The organism is Sphingobium sp. Cam5-1 (genome assembly GCF_015693305.1).
Classification (GTDB): domain Bacteria; phylum Pseudomonadota; class Alphaproteobacteria; order Sphingomonadales; family Sphingomonadaceae; genus Sphingobium.
The window spans coordinates 1,408,657-1,434,334 of record NZ_CP065138.1 but is presented as its reverse complement, the minus strand read 5'-3'; the positions used below and the strand labels follow the sequence as shown (position 1 = coordinate 1,434,334).

The window sequence follows — 25,678 nt, the reverse complement described above, 5'->3', positions numbered from 1 at the left end:
GGAAGATGCCGGGACGATGCGGCTCGTCCAGTCAATCGAAACTGATCTGCTGAGCAAAGCGGGTATGCGCGCTGATTTCCTTTCGCCGGAGGCGCAGTTGCTTCGGGAGTTGGTTCGTCGCGCTGCCTTGCAGATTGCCCAGATGGAGCGCCGCCATCTGGACGGGGATTATTCCAAGGGGTTTGATGACGTTGCCTTTCTGGAGCCTGTCGTGGCTTCTCCGGTCTATGCGCCGTCCTTACCTGCGCGTCAGGGGCCAACCTTCGGCGATGTGCAGCAAGCCTATTTGGACACGATCTTTCGTAAGGGCCAGACCGAAAAGACCAAGGATCGCTACCGCGCGGAAATGAAGCATATCTTGGCGTTCTTCGGTTCCGAAACACCCATGGCGACGTTGACCAAGGCCGCCTGCGAAGGCTTTCTCCTCTGCTCCCTCGCGGAGCGTTTCGGCGGTGACTTTCGGGCTGGTGGCAAAGAGGTCGGCCAGCTTGTCGAAGTCGATGCCGGACAGGTCCACGCGACCCTTAGCGGTATCGCCTTCGACGATAGGTGTCAGGATCGCGACGCCCTCCAGCTTCTCGTCGAGCAGTTCGGCGATGCGAGCGGAGATGGCGGATATATCGACCGGCCCCAACTTTGCCTTCACCGCGTCGGACAGGGTATGGAACACGGCGACCGGCCTGAGAAAGGGCGCGGCCCGCTCATCGGGTAGCAGCGCCTTGTATGCTTTGGTGACGGCAGCGGTCAGGCGCAGGAACTCGCGGCGGCGCTCGTCGGGCGCGATCAAGATTTCAACGGCCTGATTTATGAGCCGCAGCCGGTCAAAATCGCGCACCGTCATGATGGCGTCCGGTTCAACGCCTAACGGCTGAACGAAGGCCCGAACCGATCCCAGCGCATCTTCAAGGGTGGCAACAAGGGCTTCCTTGTCCTTGATCGGTGTTTCCTCACCCCCGCCACCTGCATAGATGGCGAGCGCCTTCTGGAGGTTCTGGAACACGCCGACATAATCGACGATGACGCCGGATGTCTTGCCCTCGGCCCGGCGGTTGGCCCGCGCGATGGTCTGCATCAGTGTGTGGTTCTTCATCGGCTTGTCGAGATAGACGGTGCCGATGGTGGGCACGTCAAAGCCGGTGATCCACATGGCACACACGAACACCAGCCGCAGCGGATCGTCTGGGTCTTTGAACTTGGCTTCAAGGTCTTCCCGTTGCACCCGCTCTCGGTGCGGCAGGATGTCGAGGCCCTTCTTGCGCAGGTCGTCGATTTCGTTCTGGCTCTGGCTGACCACCACCGCCATATCGAGTTCGCGGAGCCACATCAGCCGCTCGGCAATCGTCGCGCCTTCCGCCTCATGGGCGACTTTCAGCCGTTCCTCGTCCTTTGCGATCAGGCGAGCGACCTCGGCCTTGACCCGATCGTGCATGGCGACGGCGGTTGCCTTGTCGATGGCGACGAACATCGCCTTGCCGCGATAGCCCCGCATGGCGAAGTGTAGCGCCACGTCTTCGGCCACCTTGTCCAGCCGGTCGGGCGCGGTGATGAGCGTATATTGCCGCCCGAACTGTTGGCTGAGCTTCTTTTCCTGTTCCTCGTCCAGCATGGCCTCGTCGAGCAGGGTGTCCAGCTCTTCCCGCAATTCATCGGTGTTAAGCTGCAACTCCGGCTTTCTCGCCTCGTAGAACAGGGGAACGGTCGCCCCGTCCCGCACCGACTGGGCGAAATCATAGACGGACACATAATCGCCGAACACCTCGCGGGTGCGGCTTTCCTCGCCTTGGATTAGCGGGGTGCCGGTAAAGCCGATGAAGGAAGCATTGGGCAGCGCGGCGCGCATATTGGCGGCAAGCTGGTCATACTGGCTGCGATGGGCCTCGTCGGTCATCACGATGATGTCCGAACGTTCGGACAGCATAGACATGGGTTCTTTGTCCGCCGTGCTGAACTTCTGGATCAGGCTGAACACATAGCGTTCATTGCCTGCCAGCAACTCTTTCAGATGGGCGCGGCTACCGCTGACGACCTCGCCGAGTTCAGCAACAGCACGCGTGATGAAATTTTGCGGCGGCTACGGAATGTCGTTGGCAGCATGCCAAGCCGTGCGCCCTTGGCGCGGGGCATCTTTGTTCCGTTGGAGGTCTGCACCGAATAGGCCACGAAAGCATCGCTGGATGCGGTGGCCAGTGCTTGCGCAGCGAGGCCAGCAACAGGACGCCAAACAATGGCATCGGTCGATGACACGCCATCGAAGCCCGCCCAGACCACTTTGTGAAAATAGGGGCGGATTTTCCCGAACAGAATATCGCTTCGCTGGAAACGCGATTTCAGGCTTGAGACCTCCTCGGCCTGCCCATGCTGATCAAGCGTGAATGACCGTCGCGGCATGTGTTCCAGTCCAACATACGGAGTGTCGGGAGGCACATCGTCTGGCGACACCGTTTGGCGCACCTCGCGAGCAAGATCGCGAAAAGCACCCCAAGTCCAACCCTCCGGCAGCGGGCCATCGGGTGTGTCGAGGATCGGCCCTTCGACAACCGGAGCGGTGCGGTTCACGCAATCGACAACGGAAACGCAGAGGTCTTCAATGGTAAAGCTGGGCCAATCACTCACGCTAGCACCTCGGCTACATTCGCCGCGATCACATCCTGCAAGCGCGCCGCCTCGGCGTTCAGCCCTTCCAGTTCCTCCTGCAAGGCAGCCAGCCGCCCGCGGAAGTCCTCGTCCTCCACCTGCTCGCCCGGCGCAACGGCGACATAACGACCGGGGTTGACAGGAGCCGCAGCACTTCGCGCAGCACGCTACTGGGCAGCGCGCCATAACCGCGAGGCAGCACACCGGCGAGGTCAGGGTTATGTTCGGTGATGGCCTCCATCGCGGCATTCAGCGCCTCGGCCAGGTTCTCCGTTTCCGGCAGGCCCAGCAGGTAGGAGAAGCGGGCATGATCGGGCAGGAACACCGCGCCGTGCCCGTGGTAATCCTGTGGCGTGGGCTTCAGGCGGCCCGTGAAGGTCTTCGACAGATCGGAGTGGACCAGATCGAACCGGGCCTCCATCTGCCGCAGCGCGATCAGGGCAAGGACGGGCTGGGCATACTGGTCAGGACGCAGCGCGGTGTTGGTCCATAGCTGCTCGGCGGTCTTGAACAGACGCCGCGACAGGTCCTGAAGGTCAACTGACAATGATTTCCCCCTTTGATGGCCAATGCCGATCCCGATGCCGCTCTTATGGGGCGGCCGAGCCTGATTTGTCGATAATAAGTCGCCGATCCATTTGAGAATGGTGAGACCCCGTTCTCTCACATGGCCTTGCCCCCGTGAGACAGCCCTCCGCTGGGCATAGACTGTCTCACAGGGGTCTGGATCGGTTCAATGGGGCATTGTCTCGCAAGGTCTAGAGGTCATTGGTAGAGCCCCGCCTGTGACGATAACGCCACACGCCCGGCCGCGCCACGACGCACTCAAGCGGCCTCCCAAACCCGATTGAGAATTTGCGCGGCCATCGCGGCTTTATCCTGCGGAAGAAAGCGTCCGTAATGTTTAGCGACCATCTCTGGCGTGTCCTGAATGGCATAACTGGCTTGCTCGTAAGAGCCTGTCTGTTTCAGGATATGGGTCGCGAGAACATCCCGCACATTGTGAGGGCCGTGCGGCAGCAACCCCCGGATGGCTCCGCGCCCGGTATAAGGGTTGAAAATCCCGTAGCGTTGAATGATCAAACGCCACGCTTCATAGAATGTATTTTGATCGTATGAGGCGTCCTTGCTGGTTTTCTTCACCGTCTTCACGAAAAAAGTGCAGGGATCATCGGCTTGATTGAGCAGGACACGGCGATGCCGTTCCAAGTAGGCGTCGATGTGATCGTATAGGTTGCCCAAATCTGGCAACAGCAGCTTGAACGGCTTTCCTCCGAAGAAGGAGGAATGGGCGTTCTTAAATGCAACGGCGGGGACGACGACCTCCCATCCGTGGTCTCGACTGCTCCAGCGGAGTTCTCCGCGTTTCAAAGTTTCGAGCTGCCGTTCGGAACGGGGCAGATGCCTACGTGGACACACGAGAAGCTGCCGCAAATTCTTTTGCCGCAGACCAAGGTGAAGCCCAAATCGGATAATGAGATATGATCGAACCGCCTCAGCAGCCGCGCGCGAATAGCGCAGATCATCGGGCCGATGCTTCAATATCTCTTCCGCGATCTTGAGGTATTCTGCGACAGGGCTTGGTGCTTCCAAGATCGGCAGAATTGGTTCAAACGGATCGCGATGGATGCGCGCGACCCGCTCTACTTCCTTGACCCTCGCGCTGACATGCGCGTGAAGAACGTCGCAAGCCTGCTGCCAATCGGCACGCGCACCATTGACCTCTTCGCTCGATATTAGCCCGGCGACGGGAACGAGGCGTTCCGACAGTTCGGGGTGCTGCCGCAACCAGCCAGTGTCTGCACGTGTAGCGCGACTGAAACGCCGCGCGTTTGGCGGATGGCGAGGCCGTTAGTGTCGTTATGGACTCGCGCCGCACACAGGCATAGATTCGGCGCTCTTCACGCATGGAGGTGGTCATGCCGCAGTTCGTGATAGAAAGAGAGATGCCCGGCGCGGGAAGGCTGCGGGGCGATGAGCTCAGGAACGCGTCACAAGGTTCGTGTAATGTGCTGCGCGAACTTGGACCCGAGATACAGTGGGTCCACAGCTATGTGACGGATGACAAGATCTATTGTCTCTACCGCGCGCCCAGCGAAGAGTTGATCCGACAGCATGCCGAGCTTGCGGGGCTTCCTGCCAACAGCATCGCCAGAGTGCGGTCGACGATTGATCCAACTACGGCCGAGTAGTTATTGCCCAAAGCCAGCCTGCCGCGCGAGATCGACGGCTTCCCGCGCTGCCGCGAGGAGTGCGCCACTCTTCGCCTCGCATTCGCGCTGCTCATATTCCGGCGTGGAGTCGGCAACGATGCCCGCGCCTGCCTGGACGTGCATGATGCCATCCTTGAGCACGGCGGTGCGTAACACGATGCAGCTGTCCATATTGCCGTCGGGTCCGAAATAGCCGACGCCGCCTGCATAGGCGCCGCGCGTCTCCGGCTCCAGTTCCGCGATGATCTCGCAAGCGCGCACCTTCGGTGCGCCCGAAACCGTGCCTGCCGGGAAGCCCGCGAAGAGGGCGTCCAGCGCATCCTTGTCCGGCGAAAGGCGGCCGACGACATTCGACACGATGTGCATGACGTGGCTGTAAAATTCGACCGTATAGCTGTCGGTTACCGTCACTGACCCGGCAGTGGCGACCCGGCCCACATCGTTGCGCCCAAGATCGAGCAGCATCAGATGTTCTGCTCGTTCCTTGGGATCGGCGAGCAGGCTTTCGCGATTGGCAGCATCTTCGACAGCATTTTTGCCCCGTGGCCGTGTTCCCGCGATCGGGCGGATGGTGACTTCACCATCCCGTGCACGCACCAGAATTTCGGGGCTGGAGCCGATCAGGGCGAATCCGGGCAGATCGAGATAATAGAGGAAAGGCGAAGGATTTATCCGTCGCAGTGCGCGATAAAGCGAGATTGGTGGAAGGGTGAAAGGGCTGGTGAAACGCTGGGCAAGTACCACCTGGAATATGTCCCCAGCGACAATATAGTCCTTGGCCCGCTCGACCATGGCCTTGTAGCGACCCGGCTCCAGCGCGGGGGTCACATCGACATCGGTAATGTCCTGGGGAGCAGGCGTATGCGGCAAGGGCGCCGCCAGACGCGCAGCCGTTGCATCGATCCGCTCCAAAGCCTGCGCGATCGCCGCGTCGGCGTCGCTGAAGCTGCCCTTCCACACCGGCGCGACAAGATACAGCGCATCGGCCAGCCGGTCGAAGACGAGGATGATGGTCGGCCGCACGAACAGCATATCGGGCAGTTCAAGCGGATTGGGCGCAGGGCGCGGCAGCTTTTCGACAAGGCCGACCGTCTCATAACCGAAATAGCCCACCAAGCAGGCGAGGGCAGGGGGAAGCGCAGGGTCAAGATCAGCCCGGCATTCCGCCACCAGCGCTCGCAAGGCATCAAGCGCATCCGCCGCTTCTGGAACAAATGCCTGCGGGTCCGTCGCCCAGTGGCGATTGATCTCAGCCGCCTGTCCCTGCGCGCGGAAGACCAGATCGGGGGCTAGGCCGATCAGGCTATAGCGGCCACGAACTGCACCGCCTTCGACCGATTCCAGCAGAAAGTCGCCACGATCGGCCACAAACAGCTTGAGCGCGGCGGAGATCGGCGTGTCCGTGTCCGCGATCTGGCGGCGCCACACCAGCGCCGAATTGCCAGCCGCCAGTGCGCCGCGAGCGGCCGCTATCCCGTCATTGCCTGCGCTGCCCGCAACCATGTTACTGTGCGCCGCCATTGGTGCTGGCAAGCGCACGCTGGACGCTGGCTACAGCTGACGGGTTCCGGGTTACGCCAAGCTGCTTTTCGACCGCCCGTTCGAACTGCTGCCCATATTCCTGGCCGACGACATCGCCAAGCTGGCTGCGGACCTGATCAAGCAGAGCGGTCTGGCCACCCGCATCGCCATGTTTGATACCGTTCAGTTGCACGACGAAATAGCCGCGATCCTGACCGATCGGCATCGTCTTGACGCTGTTGGTTGCCATGGAGAACAGGATCGCGACCTCCGCGGGGGGACGCTGACCTTCCCGCATGATATCGGCGCGACGCCCGCCTACGGTCTGCGGTGCGGGCAGGCGGACGCCAGCCTGGGCCACGGCATCGGCAAGCTTCATGCCCTTGGCGACCTTCGCGCGGATCTGCTCGGCCACGGCCTTCGCCTTGGCGTTGCCCTGCGCCAGCTTATACTGGGCAAGTACCAGCGGCTTCACCTTTTCCAGCGGCGGCGGCGCGGCGGCCCGAATCTCGGCGGGCGCGGCGAGAGCGTAGCGCTGGTCGGGCGTGACCGGCACAAGTTGCGCGTCATCGTCCTGACTCATCTGGAACACGGGAGCCAGGAGCGGACGGACATCAGCCGGAGTCTGATAGGCCTGATCCTCGACCTGCTTGCCGTTGGCGATCAGGAAGGGCGTTGTTTCCAGCTTCAGGCCGTTGTCCTTCACCACTTCCTCAAAGCTGCCGCCATCGGCGATCTGATCTTCGACCTTTCCGGTGAACTCGCTCAGCAAGCGCTTCTGCTTTTGCGAGCGGAGCGTCGTTGCGATTTCGTCGCGCACGGCTGACAGCGGCCGCGCGGGAACGGTCTTAACGTTTGATACGCGCAGCAGAACCCATCCGAGTGGTCCCCGGATCGGGCCGACAAGCTCGCCTTGCTTGGCCGCAAAGCCCGCATTTGCGATTGTGGCGGACGTTGTGGTGGTCAGGCTTTCACGGCTTTGATCCATGAGCGCCGACGCCTCCAGCCCCGCACCTTGCGCAGCGGCTGCAAGCGACTTGCCGCCCTTAACCTGCTCTGTGATCGTCTTCGCGGCGGCTTCGCTGGGCAGGATGAGCTGCTCGAAATTGCGGCTTTCCTTGGCGGCATAGCTCGCTTTGTTCTGATTATAGAATGCGGCAATTTCGGCGTCAGTCGGCTGCGAGGCTTGCGCGAAGCGTTCGCCATCGATCACGGCGTAGCGAATGCGGCGCTGCTCTGGGATGGTGAAGCGCCCGGCATTCTGCTGATAATAAGTGGCGAGCTGTGCGTCCGTGGGATCCTTAATGTCCGCAAAGGCTGCGGCGGGGACAGCAGCGATCGTCCCCTGGCGCGCCTCCAGCAGTAGCGAGGCATAGGGCAGTATGACGCTGTTCGGCAGTTTTACCCCCAGGCCGAGCGGAGCGAGCATCTGCCGTTCCAGGATCTCGCGGGTGATGTCTTCGCGCAGGGCCTGTTCGGTGATGCGTTCGCGCAGTAGAAGCTGGCGGAAATTTTCCTGGCTGAATCTGCCTGCGGCGTCCTGAAAGGCGGGGATCTGAGCGATCTGCGCATCGACGAGGCGCTTGGAGATGTGGACGCCCTGATCCTTCGCATATTCCTTCAGTGTCATTGCGGCGACAAGCTGATCATAAATCTGGCCAGCGGCGCCTTGGGCGAGGAAATCACCGATCTGAAGACCCGGGGTGGCGCGGCGGGCATTTTCGAAGACGCGCTGAACCCGTTCCTGGAACTGGGGCAGGGTCAACCGGGTGCCGCCTGCTTTCGCGACCGTTTCGCCGCCACCGCCGAGAGAGGTGCCAAACTTGCCGCTCGTGACGTCGCCCATGATGAAGGCCGCCGCGATGACGCCGAGGAAAAGGAGCGCGAAGAGGGCGCCGAATTTCGAGTGGATGAAGCGGCGGAAGTTTGAAAGCATGAAGGAAGTCCAGAATAGAAAGACTTTTACGGGCGGCCCGCTTTAGGGGCGGATCGTCGCGGCGGCAAGTGCGGCTTGGCTGGACAAATGCCGCGCCTTTGTCCATCGGCCTGTCGGGGCTGGCCCGGCGCGGGCTGGCGGATGGACGAATGACTGAAGGGGTATGGATTGATGGGCAGGCGCAAGCTGGTGGTCGGCAACTGGAAGATGAACGGCCTGCGTTCACAGCTGCCCGAAGTCGAAGCGATCGGCGCGCTGGCGGCTGAGCGTCCGGTGATCGATGTGGGGCTGTGCCTGCCCGCGACGCTGATCGCGGCGGCCGATCAGGTGAAGGGCGGCGCCTTTGTCGGCGCGCAGGATTGCCACATGAACGATAGCGGCGCGCATACTGGCTGCCTGTCGGCGGCGATGCTGGCCGAAGCGGGCGCGAGCTGGACGATCGTTGGCCATAGCGAACGGCGGCAGGATCAGGGCGAAACGGACGCCGATGTCGCGGCCAAGGCGCTCGCGGCTAAGGCTGTGGGTCTGAAGGTCATCCTTTGCGTCGGCGAAAGCCTAGAGGTGCGCGATGCTGGCGGGGCCGAAGGCGTTGTGTCGGCGCAGCTGCTGGCATCGCTGCCGGAAGGCGCGGCGGCGGACTGGCTGGCCATCGCCTATGAGCCGATCTGGGCGATCGGCACCGGGCGAATCCCGACGATGGACGCGGTCGAAACCATGCACAAGGCACTGCGGGCGGCGTTGGCGAGCCGGATCGGCGACGGCGAGGCGGGTGCCATGCGCATCCTCTATGGCGGGTCGATGAATGGCGAGAATGCGGTCGAGTTGATGGCGATCGAGGATGTCGATGGCGGCCTGGTGGGCGGAGCAAGCCTGACCGCGGCGAAATTCGGGCCGGTGATTGCGGCTGCTGGGGAATAAGGCGGTTCGGCTTAGGGCAGGCGAGGGGCTATCGTTTCTCGACTGCGCTCGAAACGAACGGAGGTTGAGGCGTGCGTGAGCGGGCGCGGCGTCAGGCTCGCTGCGCTAGCTCCCTCCTCTGCGCCTCCCTGGAAGAGAGGGGGCTGAAGAGGCTCTCCTCTGGCGCAAGCCAACCTTAGCCCGGTTGCCCCGGCGGCGCTTCAACGCTATGGGCTCCACAACGCACCCCATTGGGACAGATATTCTCGCATGTTCACCTTCATCCTCGTCGTGCAGGCCATCGTGGCGGCCCTGCTTGTCACCGTCATCCTGATGCAGAAGTCGGAAGGCGGCGGTCTGGGCGTGGGTGGTAGCCCGGCGGGGTTGATGTCTGCGCGGGGCGCGGCGGACTTTCTGACGCGGTCGACGACGGTGCTGGCCACCATCTTCGTGCTGCTGTCGATCGTTCTGGCGGTGATCGCATCGGTGCAGCATGCTCCGAGCGATATCGATACCTCGCTGGTGAAGCAGGCTCCGGCGGCTCCGTCGACCCCTGCGCCTGCCGGTAGCGCCGATCCGTTGGCCGGAGCAGCAGGCGCTGCGAGCAACGGCCAGGCCGCAAATGGCGCGGTTCCGCTCGCCAACTGAACTTTTCGTTCAAATTTCCGATCTTTTTTGCTCGCGCGTGGATTCGCGCGCTTGCCCAACTTGTTTGTAAAAGGCTAAGCCTCCTCTCCCATGGCGCGGTATATTTTCATCACCGGCGGCGTGGTCTCCTCGCTTGGCAAGGGCCTTATGGCCGCTTCGCTTGCAGCACTGCTGCAGGCGCGAGGTTTCCGTGTGCGCATTCGGAAGTTCGACCCTTATCTCAACGTCGATCCGGGCACGATGAGCCCGTATCAGCATGGCGAAGTCTATGTGACCGATGACGGGGCGGAAACCGACCTCGACCTTGGCCATTATGAGCGGTTTACCGGGGTTTCGGCGCGCCAGTCGGACAATGTGACGCAGGGCCGCGTCTATCAGACGATCATCCAGCGCGAGCGGCGCGGCGATTATCTGGGCGCGACGGTGCAGGTGATCCCGCACGTCACGGATGAGATCAAGGCGTTCGCGATAGCCGAGTCAGACGATCTGGATTTCGTGCTGTGCGAGATTGGCGGGACGGTCGGCGACATCGAATCGCTGCCGTTCATGGAAGCGATCCGTCAGCTGCATAATGACCTTGGTCGCCGCCAGTCGATCTTCGTCCATGTGACGTTGGTCCCCTATATCGCGGCGGCGGGCGAGCTGAAGACAAAGCCGACGCAGCATAGCGTGCGCGAACTGACGTCGCTGGGCATCCAGCCCGACATTTTGCTGTGCCGTTGCGAACATCCGTTGCCCGACAGCGAGCGCGCTAAGATCGCGCTGTTCTGCAACGTCCGGAAGGAAGCGGTGATCCCCGCGCTCGACGCCAGCAGCATCTATGCCGTGCCCGCGCAATATCACGCCGAAGGGCTGGATGAGGAAGTGCTGCGCGCTTTCGGCATCGAAGACGCGCCCAAGCCGACGCTTGACCGCTGGCTGGACATTATGGACCGCCAGCAAAACCCCGAAGGCGAAGTGACGATCGGTGTTGTCGGTAAATATGTCGGCCTACCAGACGCCTACAAGTCGCTCTACGAGGCGCTGACCCATGGCGGTTTCGCCAACCGGGTGAAGGTGAATATCAAGTGGATCGACGCCGAGCTGTTCGAGAAGGGCGATGACGTCGCGGCCAGCCTGGAGCCGATGCACGGCATTTTGGTCCCCGGCGGCTTTGGCGTGCGCGGGTCGGAGGGCAAGATCGCGTCGGTGAAGTTCGCCCGCGAACGCAATGTGCCTTTCTTTGGCATCTGCCTTGGCATGCAGATGGCGTGCATCGAAGGCGCGCGGAACACGGCGGGGATTGCAGATGCGTCCACCACCGAATTTGGCGAGACGAGTGAGCCGGTCGTCGGCCTCATCACCGAATGGATGAGCAGCGAAGGCTTGCAGAAGCGCACCGCCGAAACCGACCTTGGCGGCACGATGCGACTGGGCGCCTATCCCGCCAAGCTCACCGGCAACAGCGTGGTCGCGGGCATATATGGCACGAGCGAGATCAGCGAGCGGCATCGCCATCGCTATGAGGTCAACGCGGGCTATCGCGAGGCGCTGGAGAAGGGTGGCCTCATCTTCTCGGGCATGTCGCCGGACGGCACGCTGCCGGAGATTGTCGAGCGGCCTGACCATCCTTGGTTCGTCGGCGTGCAGTTCCATCCGGAGCTGAAGTCCAAGCCGTTTGATCCGCATCCGCTGTTTGCGAGCTTTATTGAGGCGGCGGTGAAGCAGAGCCGGTTGGTGTGATCGGCTTGGGCTGAGGGGCGGCGGGTCCTCGCTTCCGTCACCCCGGAACAAGCCCATGATGACGGGTACGGCTAGTCCGCTTTCGACCAAAATCAGACGTTCCCCACCCGCAGGCGTTCAAACGAGGCACGTGACTCGTTTGAAGGGCCAGGGGTGGGCGCGAGCGGAGCGAGCTTCCGGGCAAGCCTTGGAATGAACTTCACTAAAGTTGCGCTAGCCCACCCCCTAACCCCCTCCCGCCTGCGGGAGGGGGAATGTCCGAAATCCACCCCTTCTCGTCATTCCAGCGGAAGCTGGAATCTCGCGAGACTGGACGGCGCCCTATCGTGAGAGATGCCAGCTTTCGCTGGCATGACGACTGGAATGAAGTCGGCTTCTCGCTCCAGTATCGGCCAAGCACCTACTAACTCGCTGGCGTCAATTTCAGCAGCCGCCCTTGCGAACCCTGACCGCCATCTTCAAGCAGCCAGAGCCCGTCGTCGGGGCCTTGTTCGACCTCGCGTATCCTTGCGCCCATGTCCCATTGGTCGGCTTTTGAGGCATTTTCGCCGTCCAGCTTCACCCGGATCAGGGCTTGGCTGGACAAGCCGCCGATGAAGAGCGAATTTTTCCACTGCGGGAAGAGATCGCCCGAATAATAGAGCAGTCCGGCGGGCGAAATGACGGGGCTCCACCAGAGTTTCGGCGGCTCGAAGCCATCATGCGGGCTGTGGTCGGGGATCGGCTTGCCATCATAATGGTCGCCGTTCGACGCCTTGGGATAGCCATAGTTGAGGGCGGGTTTGATGAGGTTGAGCTCGTCGCCGCCCTTGGGACCCATTTCCTGTTCCCATAGCCGACCGTCCTTGTCGAAGGCGATGCCGAGCAGGTTGCGGTGGCCATAGGACCAGACGGCAGGATGGAATCCCTTGGCCGCGAGGGGATTGCCCGCCGCCGGGGTGCCGTCGATATTGAGGCGTAGCACCTTGCCCAGCGTGGCCTTGGGGGTTTGGGCTGGGTCGAACTTTTGGCGCTCGCCATTGGTGAAGAAGAGGTGGCGGCCATCGGGGGAGAAAGCGATGCGACCGGAATAATGGCCGTTGCCTTCGACATAGGGGGTGGCGCGGAAGATGGTTTTTACGCCGTCGAGCTTTGTCGTTCCGTCACTGGCCTGGTTGAAGATCCCCGTGGCGAGCGCCACGCCCTTGCCGCCAGGGCCGCTTTCCGAGAAGCTGAAATATACCGTCTTGTTCTGCGCGAACTGGGGATGAAGCACGACATCCATCAGTGCGCCCTGGCCCGCGCTGTCGACCTTGGGAATGCCGCTGATCGGAATTTTTGTTCCGTTCTTCGGGTCGAAGAGGATCATCTCGCCCGCCTTCTCCGTGATTAGCGCGCGGCCGTCGGGCAGGAAGGTCATGGCCCAGGGCGAATCGAAATCCGCGATGATGGAGGTTTTGAAGGGCTTTTCCGCAGGGGCGGCGCTGTTCTGGCTGGTGGCGTTCTCGGAAGAGCAGGCCAGGAGGAGGAGGGGCAGGGCGGTGATCAGGACCCGATTCATTTCAACCTCCGTTCGTCGCATGCCTTCATCAAATCCTGCGCACGAATAATGTTGCAGCATTATATCTTCCCCCCTATATCGCCCTTGCTTCCTTACATCGTCAAACATGTCGGGGTCGCAGGCGGGAACGCTTGCGGCGGCGGAAGCGCACATATTCTGTTGGAGACTGCATGGCGGACATCGCCGAACTGACCGCGCTGATCGAACCGGAGGTGAAGGCCTTGGGGTTTGACCTTGTGCGCGTGAAGCTGTTCGGGTCCGGTGACGAATATACGTTGCAGATCATGGCGGAAAATCCCGCGACCAAGCAGCTCGTCATCGAGGATTGCGCCACCATCTCGCGCCGTCTGTCCGACGTGCTGGATGAGGTTGATCCGATCGAGGAGGCTTATCGGCTGGAGGTCAGCTCGCCGGGTATCGATCGGCCGCTGACCCGTCTCCACGACTTCATGGAATGGGCCGGGCATGAGGCGAAGATCGCCACGACCGAGACCGTCGAGGGGCGCAAGAGCTTTCGCGGCATCCTGAAGGGTGTCGAGGGCGATGATATTCAGTTCCAGGACAATAAGGCCGGGGATGTCTCCATCCCCTTCGCGCTGGTCGGCGAAGCCAAGCTGATACTGACCGACGCGCTCATTTCTGCTAGCATGCCGCTCTCCTCCGATGGGGCGGACGAGTTCGAAACCGAAGAGTAAGGGTTCACGACCATGGCCAACGCCATTTCCGCCAACAAGGCCGAGCTGCTCGCCATTGCGAACAGCGTCGCTACCGAGAAGATGATCGACAAGGCGATCGTCATCGAGGCGATGGAAGACGCGATCCAGCGCGCCGCTCGCGCGCGCTATGGTGCGGAGAATGATATCCGCGCGAAGCTGGACCCGGACAGCGGGGACCTGCGCCTGTGGCGTGTCGTCGAAGTGGTCGAGGCCGTGGACGACTATTTCAAGCAGGTGGACCTGAAGCAGGCGCAGAAGCTGAAGAAGGACGCCGTGATCGGCGACTTCATCGTCGATCCGCTGCCTCCGATCGACTTGGGCCGCATCGACGCGCAGTCGGCGAAGCAGGTGATCTTCCAGAAGGTGCGCGACGCCGAGCGCGAGCGTCAGCATGAGGAATTCAAGGACCGCGTGGGTGAGATCATCACCGGCGTCGTGAAGTCGGTCGAATTCGGCCATGTCGTGGTGAACCTTGGTCGCGCCGAGGGTGTCATCCGCCGCGACCAGCAGATCCCGCGCGAAGTTGTTCGTGTGGGTGACCGGATTCGCTCAGTGATCCTGAACGTGCGCCGCGAAAACCGTGGCCCGCAGATTTTCCTCAGCCGCGCGCACCCCGAATTCATGAAGAAGCTGTTCGCGCAGGAAGTGCCCGAAATCTATGACGGCGTGATCGAGATCAAGGCCGCCGCCCGCGATCCGGGCAGCCGCGCCAAGATCGGCGTCATCAGCCGCGATTCGAGCATTGACCCAGTCGGCGCCTGCGTCGGCATGAAGGGTAGCCGCGTGCAGGCCGTCGTGCAGGAAATGCAGGGCGAAAAGATCGACATCATCCCCTGGTCGGAAGACACCGCGACCTTCGTCGTCAACGCGCTGCAGCCTGCTCAGGTCGCGCGCGTCGTTATCGACGAGGAAGAAGAGCGTATCGAAGTCGTCGTTCCTGACGATCAGCTGTCGCTCGCCATCGGCCGTCGCGGCCAGAATGTCCGTCTCGCCAGCCAGTTGACCGGCAAGGCGATCGACATCATGACCGAGGCCGACGCGTCCGAAAAGCGCCAGAAGGAATTCGTCGCACGTTCCGAAATGTTCCAGAACGAACTGGACGTGGACGAGACGCTGTCGCAGCTGCTGGTGGCCGAAGGCTTTGGCGAGCTGGAAGAAGTCGCCTATGTCGGCGTCGATGAACTGGCGGCGATCGAAGGTTTTGACGAGGATCTGGCCGCCGAGCTTCAGAGCCGCGCGCAGGAAGCGCTGGACCGCCGCGAAGCTGCCGCCCGTGAGGAACGTCAGGCACTGGGCGTCGAGGATGCTTTGGCTGATATGCCGCACCTTACCGAAGCGATGCTGGTGACGCTGGGCAAGGCGGGCGTGAAGACGCTCGACGACCTGGCCGACCTCGCGACGGACGAACTCGTCGCGAAGAAGCGCGTGGACCAGCGCCGCCGCCGTGAGAATAAGGACGAGGATAAGGGCGGGATTCTCGCCGAATATGGCCTTAGTGAAGAGCAGGGCAATGAGATCATCATGGCTGCCCGCGCGCACTGGTTCGAAGGCGAGGAAGCCTAAGCGCCCCATGCCCTTCGTCGACATCCGTCTGGCCGGAAACGCCACCCGTGAACAGAAAGCGGCAATTGTCGCTGACGTCACCCAGTCGCTCGTCGAACGGCTGGGGAAACCGGCGTCTGCCGTGCAGGTGGTGATTTCCGAGATTTCGACGGAGAATTATGGGTCTGGTGGTCAGTTGATCGTCGATCGTGCGGCGCCTGCGCCCAAGCCCGGGGAGGACGCCAATGTTGCGGTCCCTTCCCAATGAGAGGCTGACGCCGTCATATAGCGCTGTCCTATCAGCCCCCCTCCCGCAAGCGGGGGGAGGTGAACGGAGTCACGTGCCTCCGTTCAAGGGTGGGCACGATTGCGAAGCAATCGTCAGTAGCAGCGATGGGAAAAAGGTAGAGATGCGCTTCACGCATACCCACCCCAACCCTTCAATCGAGTCACGTGCCTCGATTGAACTTGAAAGGGAGGGGGTAAAGTCGTGACCGAGCGTAAATGCATCCTCTCAGGCGATCGCGCCGACCCGGAAACGCTGATCCGCCTAGCCGTTGGGCCAGAAGGCCAGGTGCTGCCGGACATCCGCGCAAAGGCCCCAGGCCGAGGCGCATGGATCGGCGTTCCGCGCGCTGAGCTTAAGCAGGCGCTCGCCAAGGGTAAGCTGAAGGGGGCACTCGCCCGCGCGTTCAAGACGGGCGAGTTGCAGATCCCCGACAATTTGCCGGACCTGATCGAGGACGGCTTGCGCAAGGCTTTGCTGGACCGCCTGGGGCTGGAGGCGAAGGCGTCCATGGTCCTCACCGGATCGGAAAAGATCGACGTCGCCTGCCGTCAGGCCAAGGTCCAATTGCTGCTCCACGCCAGTGATGCTGCGGCCGACGGCAATCGAAAGCTCGATCAGGCGCTGCGCGTCGGACAGGAAGCGGAAGGCACCGAATTGGCGGGCGTCGTCTTGCCTGTGGACCGACAGGCCCTATCTATGGCAATGGGGCGGGACAATGTCGTCCATATCGCAGTGACCGACTCGCGTGCCGCGTCGCGTCTGCGTACGGCCATCGGCCGCTTGGAAAGCTATCTGGGTTGCGCTACCGAGGCGCCCGTGCATGGGGAGCATGACTCCGCCGGTGCGCTGGGCGCCTGACGAGCATGGAATGAAGGCGCCGACGGGCCTTGCCGGTCGGATGTAAGTGAAGGGTACAGTTCAGTCGTATGAGTGACAGCAAGGAAGACAAGCCGGTTCTGGGCCGCAAGCCGCTGGGCATCAAGCGGACCGTTGAATCCGGCCAGGTGCAGCAGCAGTTCAGCCATGGCCGCAAGAATACGGTCGTGGTTGAGGTGAAGCGGCGCCGCATTCTGGGCAAGCCGGGCGAAGCCGGTGCGCCTGCGGCTGCGCCTCAGGCTGATCCTGCTCCGGCGCCCGCCGCAGCGGCCCCCGCGCCTCAGCCGCAGGCTCGCGCGCCTCAGCCCGCCGCTCCCGCGCGCCCCGCTCCGCCGCAGAGCCTGATGTCGCGTCAGGAATTGCAGGCGAAGCTGCTGCGCGAGGCAGAAGAAGCCCGCATGGCTGCGCTGGAAGATGCGCGCCGCCGCGAAGACGCGCAGCGTAATGCCGCGAGCGAGGATGAAAAGCGCCGCGCCGAGGAAAATCGCCTGGCTGCGGAAGCTGCTGAGGCCGAAGCCGCGCGCCGTGCCGAAGAAGAAGCCAAGGTCGCCGAGCAGCAGCCCGAGCCTGAGGCTCCTGCGGCGCCTGTTGCCGAGGAAAGCCCCGAAGCGCGTCCCGCTGCTGCTCCGGCCGCGACCACTTCGGTTGCGCCGCCGCCGCGCCGCTTCACCCCGGTTACCCCGATCAAGCGTCCCGAACCGGCCAAGCCGGATCGGGCCAAGCGTGCGGGCGAGGACAATCGCCGCCAGTCGGGCAAGCTGACCGTGACGCGCGCGCTTGCGGACGACGATAGCGCTCGTGCCCGCTCGCTCGCGGCATTGAAGCGTGCCCGCGAAAAGGAACGTCGCGCTCATTATGCCGGTGGCGCGCAGCAGCGTGAAAAGCAGGTCCGCGATGTCGTGGTGCCTGAAAGCATCACGGTGCAGGAACTCGCCAACCGCATGGCCGAAAAGGGCGCGGACCTGGTGAAGGCCCTGTTCAAGATGGGCACTGCCGTCACGCTCAACCAGCCGATCGATCAGGATACGGCGGAACTGCTGGTCGAGGAATTCGGCCACCGCATCCAGCGCGTATCCGATGCCGACGTTGAAATCGGCATCGAGGGCGAAGTCGATGCGGCAGAGACGCTGAAGCCGCGCGCGCCGGTCGTGACGATCATGGGCCATGTCGACCATGGCAAGACATCGCTGCTCGACGCGCTGCGCGGGACCGATGTGGTCGCGGGCGAAAGCGGCGGCATCACCCAGCATATCGGCGCCTATCAGGTGACGACCAAGGGTGGCGACGTCATCACTTTCCTCGACACGCCGGGCCACGAGGCTTTCTCGGAAATGCGCGCTCGTGGCGCGAACGTCACCGACATCGTCATCCTGGTGGTGGCGGCCGATGACGGGCTGATGCCGCAGACGATCGAGGCGATCAACCACACCAAGGCGTCGGGCGTGCCGATGATCGTCGCGATCAACAAGTGCGACAAGCCGGAAGCCAATCCGCAGAAGGTGCGTGAGCGCCTGCTGAGTGAAGAGATTGTCGTCGAGGATATGGGCGGCGACGTTCAGGACGTGGAGGTTTCGGCGCTCAAGAAGACCGGCCTTGATGAGCTGATCGAGAAGATCCTGCTTCAGGCCGAAGTCATGGAACTGGGCGCCAACCCCGATCGCGCCGCCGAAGGCAATGTGATCGAGGCGCAGCTCGACAAGGGCCGTGGCGCGGTCGCCACCGTGCTGGTCCGCAAGGGTACGCTGAAGGTCGGCGACACGTTCGTCATCGGCGCCGAAAGCGGCAAGGTGCGCGCTCTGATCAACGACAAGGGTCAGAATGTGAAGGTCGCAGGGCCATCGACCCCGGTCGAGGTGCTGGGGCTTTCGGGTGTTCCTCTGGCGGGCGATCAGCTGACGGTCGTCGAGAATGAGGCTCGCGCTCGCGAAGTCGCTGCCTATCGTCAGGAACAGGCGACCAAGAAGCGCACCACCAGTGCCCCGACCAGCTTTGAACATATGTTCTCGGCGTTGAATACGACCGTCATCGAATATCCGGTGGTGGTGAAGGGTGACGTGCAGGGCTCGGTCGAAGCGATTGTGTCGTCGCTCAACCGTATCTCGACCGACGAGATCAAGGTTCGCATCCTGCATTCGGGTGTTGGCGCGATCACCGAAAGCGACGTCACACTGGCTGCTGCCAGCCGCGCGCCGCTGATCGGTTTCAACGTCCGTCCCAATGCCAAGGCGCGTCAACTGGCGGAGCGCGAGAAGATTTCGCTGCGCTATTATGACGTGATCTATGACCTGCTTGAGGAAGTTCGCGGCGAAATGGCGGGCCAGCTGGCTCCCGAACGCATCGAAACCATCGTCGGCCGCGCCGAGGTGCTTCAGGTGTTCCCGGCGGGCAAGAAGGACAAGGCTGCTGGTCTGCTCGTTCTCGACGGCATCATCCGCAAGGGCCTGTCCGCGCGCCTTACCCGCGACGATGTCATCGTGTCGCGCACCAACATCGCCTCGCTTCGCCGCTTCAAGGACGATGTGTCCGAAGTGCGCGCGGGCATGGAGTGCGGTGCGGTGTTGCAGGATACGAATGACATCAAGGCTGGCGATACGCTGGAACTGTTCGAGGTCGAGGAACGCGCCCGGACGTTGTGATGATCTAGCTTTCCCCCTCCCGCAAGCGGGAGGGGGGCAGGGGGTGGGCTCGCCCTCTCCTGAACTGTAATGGCCGATGGGGAGAGCCCACCCCCGGCCCCTCCCGCCTGCGGGAGGGGAGGATATAATGCCCGCTCCTAATGAAGGCCCCTCCGTCCGCCTCCTCCGCGTGGGCGAGCAGGTGCGCCATGTCCTGTCCGACATCCTCCAGCGTGGCGACGTGCATGACGATGTGCTGGCCAAGCATGTCGTCAGCGTCACCGAAGTACGCATGTCGCCCGATCTGCGTCACGCCACCGTGTTCGTGAAGTCGCTGCTCGGCCAGGATGAGGAGGCGGTGCTGAAGGCGCTGCGTACCAATACGGCCTATCTCCAGCGTGAGGTGGCTCACCGCATCCGCCTAAAATATGCAGCGAAGCTCAAATTCCTGGCAGACGAGAGCTTTGACGAGGGTAGCCATATCGACAAGCTGTTGCGTGATCCCAAAGTCGCGCAGGATCTTGAACAGCCCGATGATGAGGGCTGACGCGCTGCGTTGATCCGATGCACGGCTGGATCATCCTGGATAAACCGCACGGGCTTGGCTCGACGCAGGCGGTCAGCGCGGTCAAGCGCGCCCTTCGCCAAAGCGGCGCTGGCAAGTGGAAGGTTGGCCATGGCGGCACGCTCGATCCGCTCGCTACCGGCGTGCTGCCGATCGCAGTGGGCGAAGCGACGAAGCTGGCCGGACGGATGCTCGACAGCGATAAGGTCTACGACTTCACCATTGCGTTCGGCGCACAGACAGACACGCTGGACCTTGAAGGAAAGGTGATCGTTGAGAGCGATCGCCTGCCCGCGTTCGGCGAAGTGGAAGCGATACTGCCCCGCTTCACCGGCCCGATCGAACAGGCGCCGCCCGCCTATTCCGCGATCCTGATCGATGGGCAAAGAGCCTATGATCTTGCGCGCGCTGGGCAGGACGTTGAGATGAAGACGCGCAATGTGACTATATCCTCTCTCCGGATATGGGGAGAGGATAGCGAAGCTTGCTCGCAAAGCGAGTTAGCGCAGCTTGGAGAGGGGCAGGGTGCGCCAAACCCCTCTCCAACTCCGGCTAGGCAGCACGCTGCCAAGCCTGCGGATCCTCTCCCCCTCCCGGTAGAGAGGATCAATGAAGTCACCCTTCGCGCCCATGTCTCCAAGGGCACCTATATCCGCTCGCTCGCCCGCGACATCGCGATCGCACTTGGCACGGTCGGCCATGTCACCATGCTCCGCCGGGTTAAGGCAGGTCCGTTCACCCTCGAATCCGCTATTTCGCTGGACAAATTGGACGAAGCTGCTAGGGGCGGCGGCTTCGGTGGTCTAATGCTGCCGTTGACCGCAGGGCTGGACGACATCCCGGCTCTCGCAGTCTCTCCCGATGACGCATTGGCTCTCCGACAGGGGAAGGTGCTTGTGGGGAAACCGCATACCGGTCTCATGCTGGCGATGGAGGGGCAAACGCCCGTCGCGCTGGTCGAGGCCAGTGGCCCGGAAATCTGGGTGGTGCGCGGCTTCAATCTCTAGATGTTATGAAAGGAAGCCGATGTCGATTACTGCTGAGCGCAAGGAAGCGCTGATCAAGGAACATGCCCGCGCCGAAGGCGATACCGGTTCGCCGGAAGTCCAGGTTGCGATCCTCTCGGAGCGCATTTCGAACCTGACCGAGCACTTCAAGGGTCACCATAAGGATAACCACAGCCGTCGCGGCCTGCTTATGCTGGTCAACAAGCGTCGTTCGCTGCTGGACTATCTGAAGAAAAAGGATGCGGGTCGCTACACCGACCTCATCACTAAGCTGGGCCTGCGCAAGTAAGCCTGCTAAAGAAGGAGCGGCCCCCATGTCGGGGCCGTTTCCGATTCCAGGGCACCTGCAATTCGGCGGGCTGTTCTGACCAAGGGGCCATACGATGCTCCGAAACCGTAGCGGGCCGGTTTAGCCCGCAACACAGGCCCCGCCCGGCAATAGGGCCCGGCGGGCGAAGGAAAACATTATGTTCGATGTAAAGAAGGTATCAATCGAGCTGGGCGGAAAGACCCTCACGCTCGAAACCGGCCGTATTGCGCGTCAAGCTGACGCCGCCGTGCTGGCGACCTATGGCGAAACCGTGGTGCTGTGCGCCGTGACGGCCGCCAAGTCGGTGAAGGAAGGACAGGACTTCTTCCCGCTGACCGTCCATTATCAGGAAAAATATTCCGCGGCCGGCCGTATCCCCGGCGGCTTCTTCAAGCGTGAGCGCGGCGCAACCGAAAAGGAAACGCTGACCAGCCGCCTGATCGACCGTCCTATCCGTCCGCTCTTCCCCGAAGGCTTCTACAACGAAATCAACGTCATCGCCCAGGTGCTGTCGTTCGATGGCGAGAGCGAACCCGATATCGTGGCGATGATCGCTGCTTCGGCTGCGCTGACCCTGTCGGGCGTGCCCTTCATGGGGCCGATCGGCGCTGCGCGCGTCGGTTACAAGGATGGCGAATATCAGCTGAACCCGTCGATGGATCAGGTGAAGGAAGGCGAACTTGACCTGGTCGTCGCCGCCACCAGCAATGCCGTGATGATGGTCGAATCCGAAGCCAAGGAGCTTTCGGAAGACGTCATGCTCGGCGCCGTCCTGTTCGCCCATGAAGCGAGCAAGAAGGTCGTCGACGCGATCATCCAGCTCGCTGAAAAGGCCGCGAAGGATCCGTGGGAAGTCGCCAAGGGCGAAGACCTGGATGACCTGAAGAAGAAGCTCAAGAAGCTGATCGGCAAGGACATTACGGCCGCCTACAAGCTGACCGACAAGTCGGCTCGTTCCAACGCGATCAACGCCGCTCGCGACAAGGCGAAGGCATTCTTTGCCGAGGAAGGCCTGGACGCCCAGACCGTCATGGCCGGCATCAAGCTGACCAAGAAGCTGGAATCGGAAATCGTGCGCGGCGCCATCATCAAGGATGGCAAGCGCATCGATGGCCGCACCACCACGCAGATCCGCCCGATCGAAGCGATGGTCGGCTTCCTGCCGCGCACCCATGGTTCGGCGCTGTTCACCCGCGGTGAAACGCAGGCGATCTGCACCACCACGCTCGGCACCAAGGATGCTGAGCAGATGATCGACGGCCTGACCGGCGTCTATTATGAAAACTTCATGCTGCACTATAACTTCCCGCCCTATTCGGTCGGTGAAGTCGGCCGCTTCGGCGCGCCGGGCCGTCGTGAAGTGGGTCATGGCAAGCTGGCATGGCGTGCGCTGCACCCCGTACTGCCCAGCAAGGACGAGTTCCCCTACACCATCCGCGTGCTGTCCGACATCACCGAGTCCAACGGCTCGTCGTCGATGGCGACGGTCTGCGGTGGTTCGCTGTCGATGATGGACGCGGGCGTTCCGCTGAAGCGTCCGGTGTCGGGCATCGCCATGGGCCTGATCCTCGACGGCAAGGATTTCGCTGTTCTTAGCGACATTCTGGGCGACGAAGATCACCTGGGCGACATGGACTTCAAGGTGGCGGGCACGGAAGCGGGCATCACCACCATGCAGATGGACATCAAGGTTGCCGGCATCACGCAGGAAATCTTCGAAGTCGCTCTGCGTCAGGCGAAGGAAGGCCGCGCCCACATCCTGGGTGAGATGAACAAGGCTCTGTCCTCGACCCGCACTGAGCTGTCGGCGCACGCCCCGCGCATCGAGACGATCCAGATCGACAAGTCGAAGATCCGCGACGTCATCGGCACCGGCGGCAAGGTCATCCGCGAGATCGTCGCGGAAACCGGCGCAAAGGTCGATATCGACGACGAAGGCATCATCAAGATCAGCTCGTCCGACATCGACCAGATCGAGGCCGCCAAGAAGTGGATCCTCGGCATCGTCGAGGAAGCGGAAGTCGGCAAGATCTACACCGGCAAGGTCGTCAATATCGTCGACTTCGGTGCGTTCGTGAACTTCATGGGTGGCAAGGACGGCCTCGTCCACGTGTCCGAAATGAAGAATGAGCGCGTCGAAAAGCCAACTGACGTCGTGTCGGAAGGCCAGGAAGTGAAGGTCAAGGTCCTCGAGATCGATCCGCGCGGCAAGGTTCGCCTGTCGATGCGCGTTGTCGATCAGGAAACCGGCGAAGAGCTGGAAGACACCCGTCCGGCCCGCGAACCGCGCGAACCTCGTGGTGATCGCGGCGACCGTGGTGATCGGGGCCGTGGCCCGCGCCGTGATGGCGGCGACCGTGGCGGCCGTGGAGGTGATCGCGGTGGCGATCGTGGCCCGCGTCGTGACCGTGGCCCCCGCAGCGAAGGCGGCAGGGGCAATGGGGGCGGTGATGACGACGGCTCCAACGCCGGTCTGCCCGATTTCCTGACGCAGGACTGATGGATTCCAAACCATCAGGTTAAGCAAAATGAGAAGGGCGCCCCCGCCGGGCGCCCTTTTTCGTTAGAGCTCAAACTCCTTGACTTCGATCAATTGGAGATGGCCAAACTTCTGTTACTGTGCGGCGCGATTTCAGGGGGATTAGATGCAGCGCTCCAATGAAAGGTTCGTCGAGCGTCTTCCTCTCGTGCTTCGACGGCCAGTATATGCTTACATCGTTTCGGCCCTTTTTTGCGGCATTGCCCTTGCCCTCAGGCTGACCGCGCAGGACTTCCTGCCGATCGGCTATCCTTTCGTATCCTTCTTTCCCGCTGTCATCCTTTCGACCTTTTTGTTCGGGCTGCGTCCCGGGATCTTTGCCGGGATAGTTTGCGGAATATTGTCTTGGTATTTCTTCATCCCGGCGGGTGCTGGTGGCGTCCTTGATGGTGGCGTTATCCTCGCCCTTATTTTCTATGCCGCCGTGATCGCCATCGACATCGCACTCATTCACCTGATGCAGCGGGCCAATTTCAACCTTGCCGTGGAACGGGAACGCAGCCGTACGCTGGCGGAAAACCGGGAACTTCTGTTCCACGAATTGCAGCATCGCGTTTCCAACAATTTGCAGGTCGTGGCCGCGATGCTGTCATTGCAGCGGCGCCATATCGACGATGAGCTGGCGAGCCGGGCGTTGGACGATGCCGCCAGCCGCCTCGCGCTGATTGGTCGGATCAGCCGGGCGTTGTATGATCCGGCAGAGGACGGGCAGGACCTGCACGCCTTTCTGACGCGGCTGACGGCGGACGTGCTGGAGGCGAGCGGGCGGGATGACATTCGCGTTACCGTCAGTGCTCCACCGGGCCTGACGCTGGAATCCCATGTCGCCGTGCCGCTGGCGCTGATCGTGGCGGAGGCGGTGAGCAATGCCATCGAACATGGCCTGCCCCATCGTGGCGGGACGATCGAGGTGTCGCTGGAGGATTCGAGCGGGACGCTGTCGCTGAAGATTGCTGACGATGGCGATGGCCTGTCTCCCGATTTCGAGATCGAGAAAGGCAATTCCATCGGCCTGCGCATTGCAAGCGCGCTGGCGAGCCAGCTCAGCGGCCAGTTCGGCCTGCACGCGCGGCCGGAAGGCGGCGCGATCGTCCGGTTGGACCTGCCCGTGCAGGCGCGTTGAGAGCCTGAAGCGTCCGCACGCTATTCTGCCGCTTGGCGAGTGCCATTCGCTCCGCTATGACCCGGCCATGCTGACGAAAACCATGACGCGCATTGGCGCTGCTACCGCCCCGGTTCTGCTTGCCGCCTTGCTCGCCGGCTGCGCCACGTCGAAGAACAAGGCCGACACCCAATATGTCGCCCGCGACGTGTCCACGCTTTACAATGCGGGCAAATACCGGCTCGATCGCGGGCAGTATAAGATGGCCGCCGCCCTGTTTGACGAGGTGGAACGCCAGCATCCCTATTCCCCCTGGGCGCGCCGTGCGCAGCTCATGTCCGCGTTCAGCTATTATATGAACAAAGATTATAGTGAATCGATTGCGGCGTCGCAGCGCTTTCTGGCGATTCATACGGGCAACAAGGACGCGCCCTATGCTTATTACCTGATCGCGCTCTGCTATTATGAGCAGATCGCCGACGTTACCCGCGACCAGAAGATCACGCAGCAGTCGCTGGATTCGCTGGGCGAACTGATCCGCCGTTATCCCGATACCCGTTATGCCGCCGATGCGCGGTTGAAGCTGGACCTTGTCAACGATCACCTCGCGGGCAAGGAGATGGAGGTCGGCCGTTTCTACCAGCGTCGCGGGCAGTGGCTGGCGGCGACGCTGCGTTTCCGTGTGGTCATCGACAAATATCAGACGACCACCCACACGCCCGAGGCGCTGGAGCGTCTGGTCGAAAGCTACCTCTCACTCGGCATCCCGGAAGAAGCGCAGAAGGCTGCGGCTGTTCTGGGCAAGAACTATCCCGGCTCCAAATGGTATGAGCGTAGCTATAAGCTCATGCGGGAACATGGCGCGAAGGCGTAAAAGAATTTAGCCCCTCCCTTGGAAGGGAGGGGTTGGGGTGGGTTGCGACCGAAGGGAGCTGCTGCCTCACCATTGCACAGCGCCGCTTGCAGCGGCGCACCCACCCCCAACCCCTCCCTTGGAAGGGAGGGG

The 25,678-nt window shown here is 62.2% G+C and carries 22 protein-coding genes; 15 read left to right on the top strand and 7 right to left on the bottom strand.

All coding sequences use genetic code 11. The features are described from left to right. Positions 1–238 precede the first annotated feature (238 nt). The 4 genes from IZV00_RS07225 to IZV00_RS07210 all read right to left on the bottom strand — a co-directional run bounded on the left by IZV00_RS07225 (position 239) and on the right by IZV00_RS07210 (position 4,422). Positions 239–1,993: a type I restriction endonuclease subunit R gene (locus tag IZV00_RS07225; RefSeq protein ID WP_329604450.1), complete on the bottom strand. Its 1,755-nt coding sequence runs from the start codon at positions 1,991–1,993 to the stop codon at positions 239–241. A gap of 5 nt (positions 1,994–1,998) precedes the next feature. Further along, entirely contained in the window at positions 1,999–2,613 is a 615-nt protein-coding gene (locus IZV00_RS07220; RefSeq protein WP_196224037.1) for a hypothetical protein, read from the bottom strand. A gap of 58 nt (positions 2,614–2,671) precedes the next feature. Further along, a complete protein-coding gene (locus tag IZV00_RS07215; RefSeq protein ID WP_196224036.1) occupies positions 2,672–3,181 on the bottom strand; it encodes a type I restriction-modification system subunit M N-terminal domain-containing protein in 510 nt (169 codons plus the stop codon). A 278-nt stretch (positions 3,182–3,459) separates the two neighbouring features. After that, positions 3,460–4,422, bottom strand: coding sequence for a hypothetical protein (locus tag IZV00_RS07210; RefSeq protein WP_230463131.1), 963 nt, complete (start codon positions 4,420–4,422; stop codon positions 3,460–3,462). A gap of 131 nt (positions 4,423–4,553) precedes the next feature. On the opposite strand from IZV00_RS07210, the gene IZV00_RS07205 reads away from it, so the two are divergent. Then, entirely contained in the window at positions 4,554–4,826 is a 273-nt protein-coding gene (locus IZV00_RS07205) for a DUF4242 domain-containing protein (protein WP_196224035.1), read from the top strand. Here the strand turns inward: IZV00_RS07205 and trpE are convergent, their stop codons facing one another. After that, positions 4,827–6,368: an anthranilate synthase component I gene (gene trpE / locus IZV00_RS07200; RefSeq protein WP_230463130.1), complete on the bottom strand. Its 1,542-nt coding sequence runs from the start codon at positions 6,366–6,368 to the stop codon at positions 4,827–4,829. It abuts the gene before it with no gap. Continuing rightward, positions 6,352–8,304 (bottom strand): peptidylprolyl isomerase, encoded by a 1,953-nt coding sequence (locus IZV00_RS07195; RefSeq protein ID WP_196226428.1) that lies wholly within the window; start codon positions 8,302–8,304, stop codon positions 6,352–6,354. The genes trpE and IZV00_RS07195 overlap by 17 nt, the downstream gene beginning before the upstream one ends. A gap of 171 nt (positions 8,305–8,475) precedes the next feature. On the opposite strand from IZV00_RS07195, the gene tpiA reads away from it, so the two are divergent. The 3 genes from tpiA (at position 8,476) to IZV00_RS07180 (ending at position 11,571) form a co-directional block, all read left to right on the top strand. Continuing rightward, the gene (tpiA, locus tag IZV00_RS07190; protein ID WP_196226427.1) at positions 8,476–9,222 is read left to right on the top strand and encodes a triose-phosphate isomerase; all 747 of its coding nucleotides are present in this window, start codon (positions 8,476–8,478) and stop codon (positions 9,220–9,222) included. A 249-nt stretch (positions 9,223–9,471) separates the two neighbouring features. Next, on the top strand, positions 9,472–9,849 hold the full coding sequence (secG, locus tag IZV00_RS07185; RefSeq protein WP_196226426.1) for a preprotein translocase subunit SecG: 378 nt from the start codon (positions 9,472–9,474) through the stop codon (positions 9,847–9,849). A 90-nt stretch (positions 9,850–9,939) separates the two neighbouring features. Further along, the gene (locus tag IZV00_RS07180) at positions 9,940–11,571 is read left to right on the top strand and encodes a CTP synthase (protein WP_196226425.1); all 1,632 of its coding nucleotides are present in this window, start codon (positions 9,940–9,942) and stop codon (positions 11,569–11,571) included. Positions 11,572–11,974: 403 nt separating this feature from the next. Here IZV00_RS07180 and IZV00_RS07170 read toward each other — a convergent pair whose 3' ends face one another. After that, the gene (locus tag IZV00_RS07170) at positions 11,975–13,111 is read right to left on the bottom strand and encodes a PQQ-dependent sugar dehydrogenase (RefSeq protein WP_196226423.1); all 1,137 of its coding nucleotides are present in this window, start codon (positions 13,109–13,111) and stop codon (positions 11,975–11,977) included. Positions 13,112–13,281: 170 nt separating this feature from the next. On the opposite strand from IZV00_RS07170, the gene rimP reads away from it, so the two are divergent. The 11 genes from rimP to IZV00_RS07115 all read left to right on the top strand — a co-directional run bounded on the left by rimP (position 13,282) and on the right by IZV00_RS07115 (position 25,546). Continuing rightward, a complete protein-coding gene (gene rimP, locus IZV00_RS07165; RefSeq protein ID WP_196226422.1) occupies positions 13,282–13,806 on the top strand; it encodes a ribosome maturation protein RimP in 525 nt (174 codons plus the stop codon). 12 nt (positions 13,807–13,818) lie between these two features. Continuing rightward, positions 13,819–15,390 (top strand): transcription termination factor NusA, encoded by a 1,572-nt coding sequence (gene nusA, locus IZV00_RS07160; RefSeq protein ID WP_196226421.1) that lies wholly within the window; start codon positions 13,819–13,821, stop codon positions 15,388–15,390. A 7-nt stretch (positions 15,391–15,397) separates the two neighbouring features. Continuing rightward, positions 15,398–15,637, top strand: a complete 240-nt coding sequence (locus IZV00_RS07155) for a tautomerase family protein (protein WP_196226420.1) — start codon at positions 15,398–15,400, stop codon at positions 15,635–15,637. Positions 15,638–15,859: 222 nt separating this feature from the next. Continuing rightward, positions 15,860–16,516 (top strand): DUF448 domain-containing protein, encoded by a 657-nt coding sequence (locus IZV00_RS07150; protein ID WP_196226419.1) that lies wholly within the window; start codon positions 15,860–15,862, stop codon positions 16,514–16,516. 68 nt (positions 16,517–16,584) lie between these two features. Then, positions 16,585–19,170: a translation initiation factor IF-2 gene (infB, locus tag IZV00_RS07145; protein WP_196226418.1), complete on the top strand. Its 2,586-nt coding sequence runs from the start codon at positions 16,585–16,587 to the stop codon at positions 19,168–19,170. 127 nt (positions 19,171–19,297) lie between these two features. Then, a complete protein-coding gene (gene rbfA, locus IZV00_RS07140) occupies positions 19,298–19,696 on the top strand; it encodes a 30S ribosome-binding factor RbfA (RefSeq protein ID WP_196226417.1) in 399 nt (132 codons plus the stop codon). A 17-nt stretch (positions 19,697–19,713) separates the two neighbouring features. After that, a complete protein-coding gene (gene truB / locus IZV00_RS07135; RefSeq protein WP_196226416.1) occupies positions 19,714–20,721 on the top strand; it encodes a tRNA pseudouridine(55) synthase TruB in 1,008 nt (335 codons plus the stop codon). A 19-nt stretch (positions 20,722–20,740) separates the two neighbouring features. Continuing rightward, entirely contained in the window at positions 20,741–21,010 is a 270-nt protein-coding gene (rpsO, locus tag IZV00_RS07130; protein ID WP_046763409.1) for a 30S ribosomal protein S15, read from the top strand. A gap of 178 nt (positions 21,011–21,188) precedes the next feature. Continuing rightward, complete coding sequence (gene pnp / locus IZV00_RS07125) at positions 21,189–23,531, top strand: polyribonucleotide nucleotidyltransferase (protein ID WP_196226415.1); 2,343 nt, start codon at positions 21,189–21,191, stop codon at positions 23,529–23,531. A 145-nt stretch (positions 23,532–23,676) separates the two neighbouring features. Continuing rightward, the gene (locus IZV00_RS07120) at positions 23,677–24,693 is read left to right on the top strand and encodes a sensor histidine kinase (RefSeq protein ID WP_196226414.1); all 1,017 of its coding nucleotides are present in this window, start codon (positions 23,677–23,679) and stop codon (positions 24,691–24,693) included. 67 nt (positions 24,694–24,760) lie between these two features. After that, a complete protein-coding gene (locus tag IZV00_RS07115) occupies positions 24,761–25,546 on the top strand; it encodes an outer membrane protein assembly factor BamD (RefSeq protein WP_196226413.1) in 786 nt (261 codons plus the stop codon). Positions 25,547–25,678 lie beyond the last annotated feature (132 nt).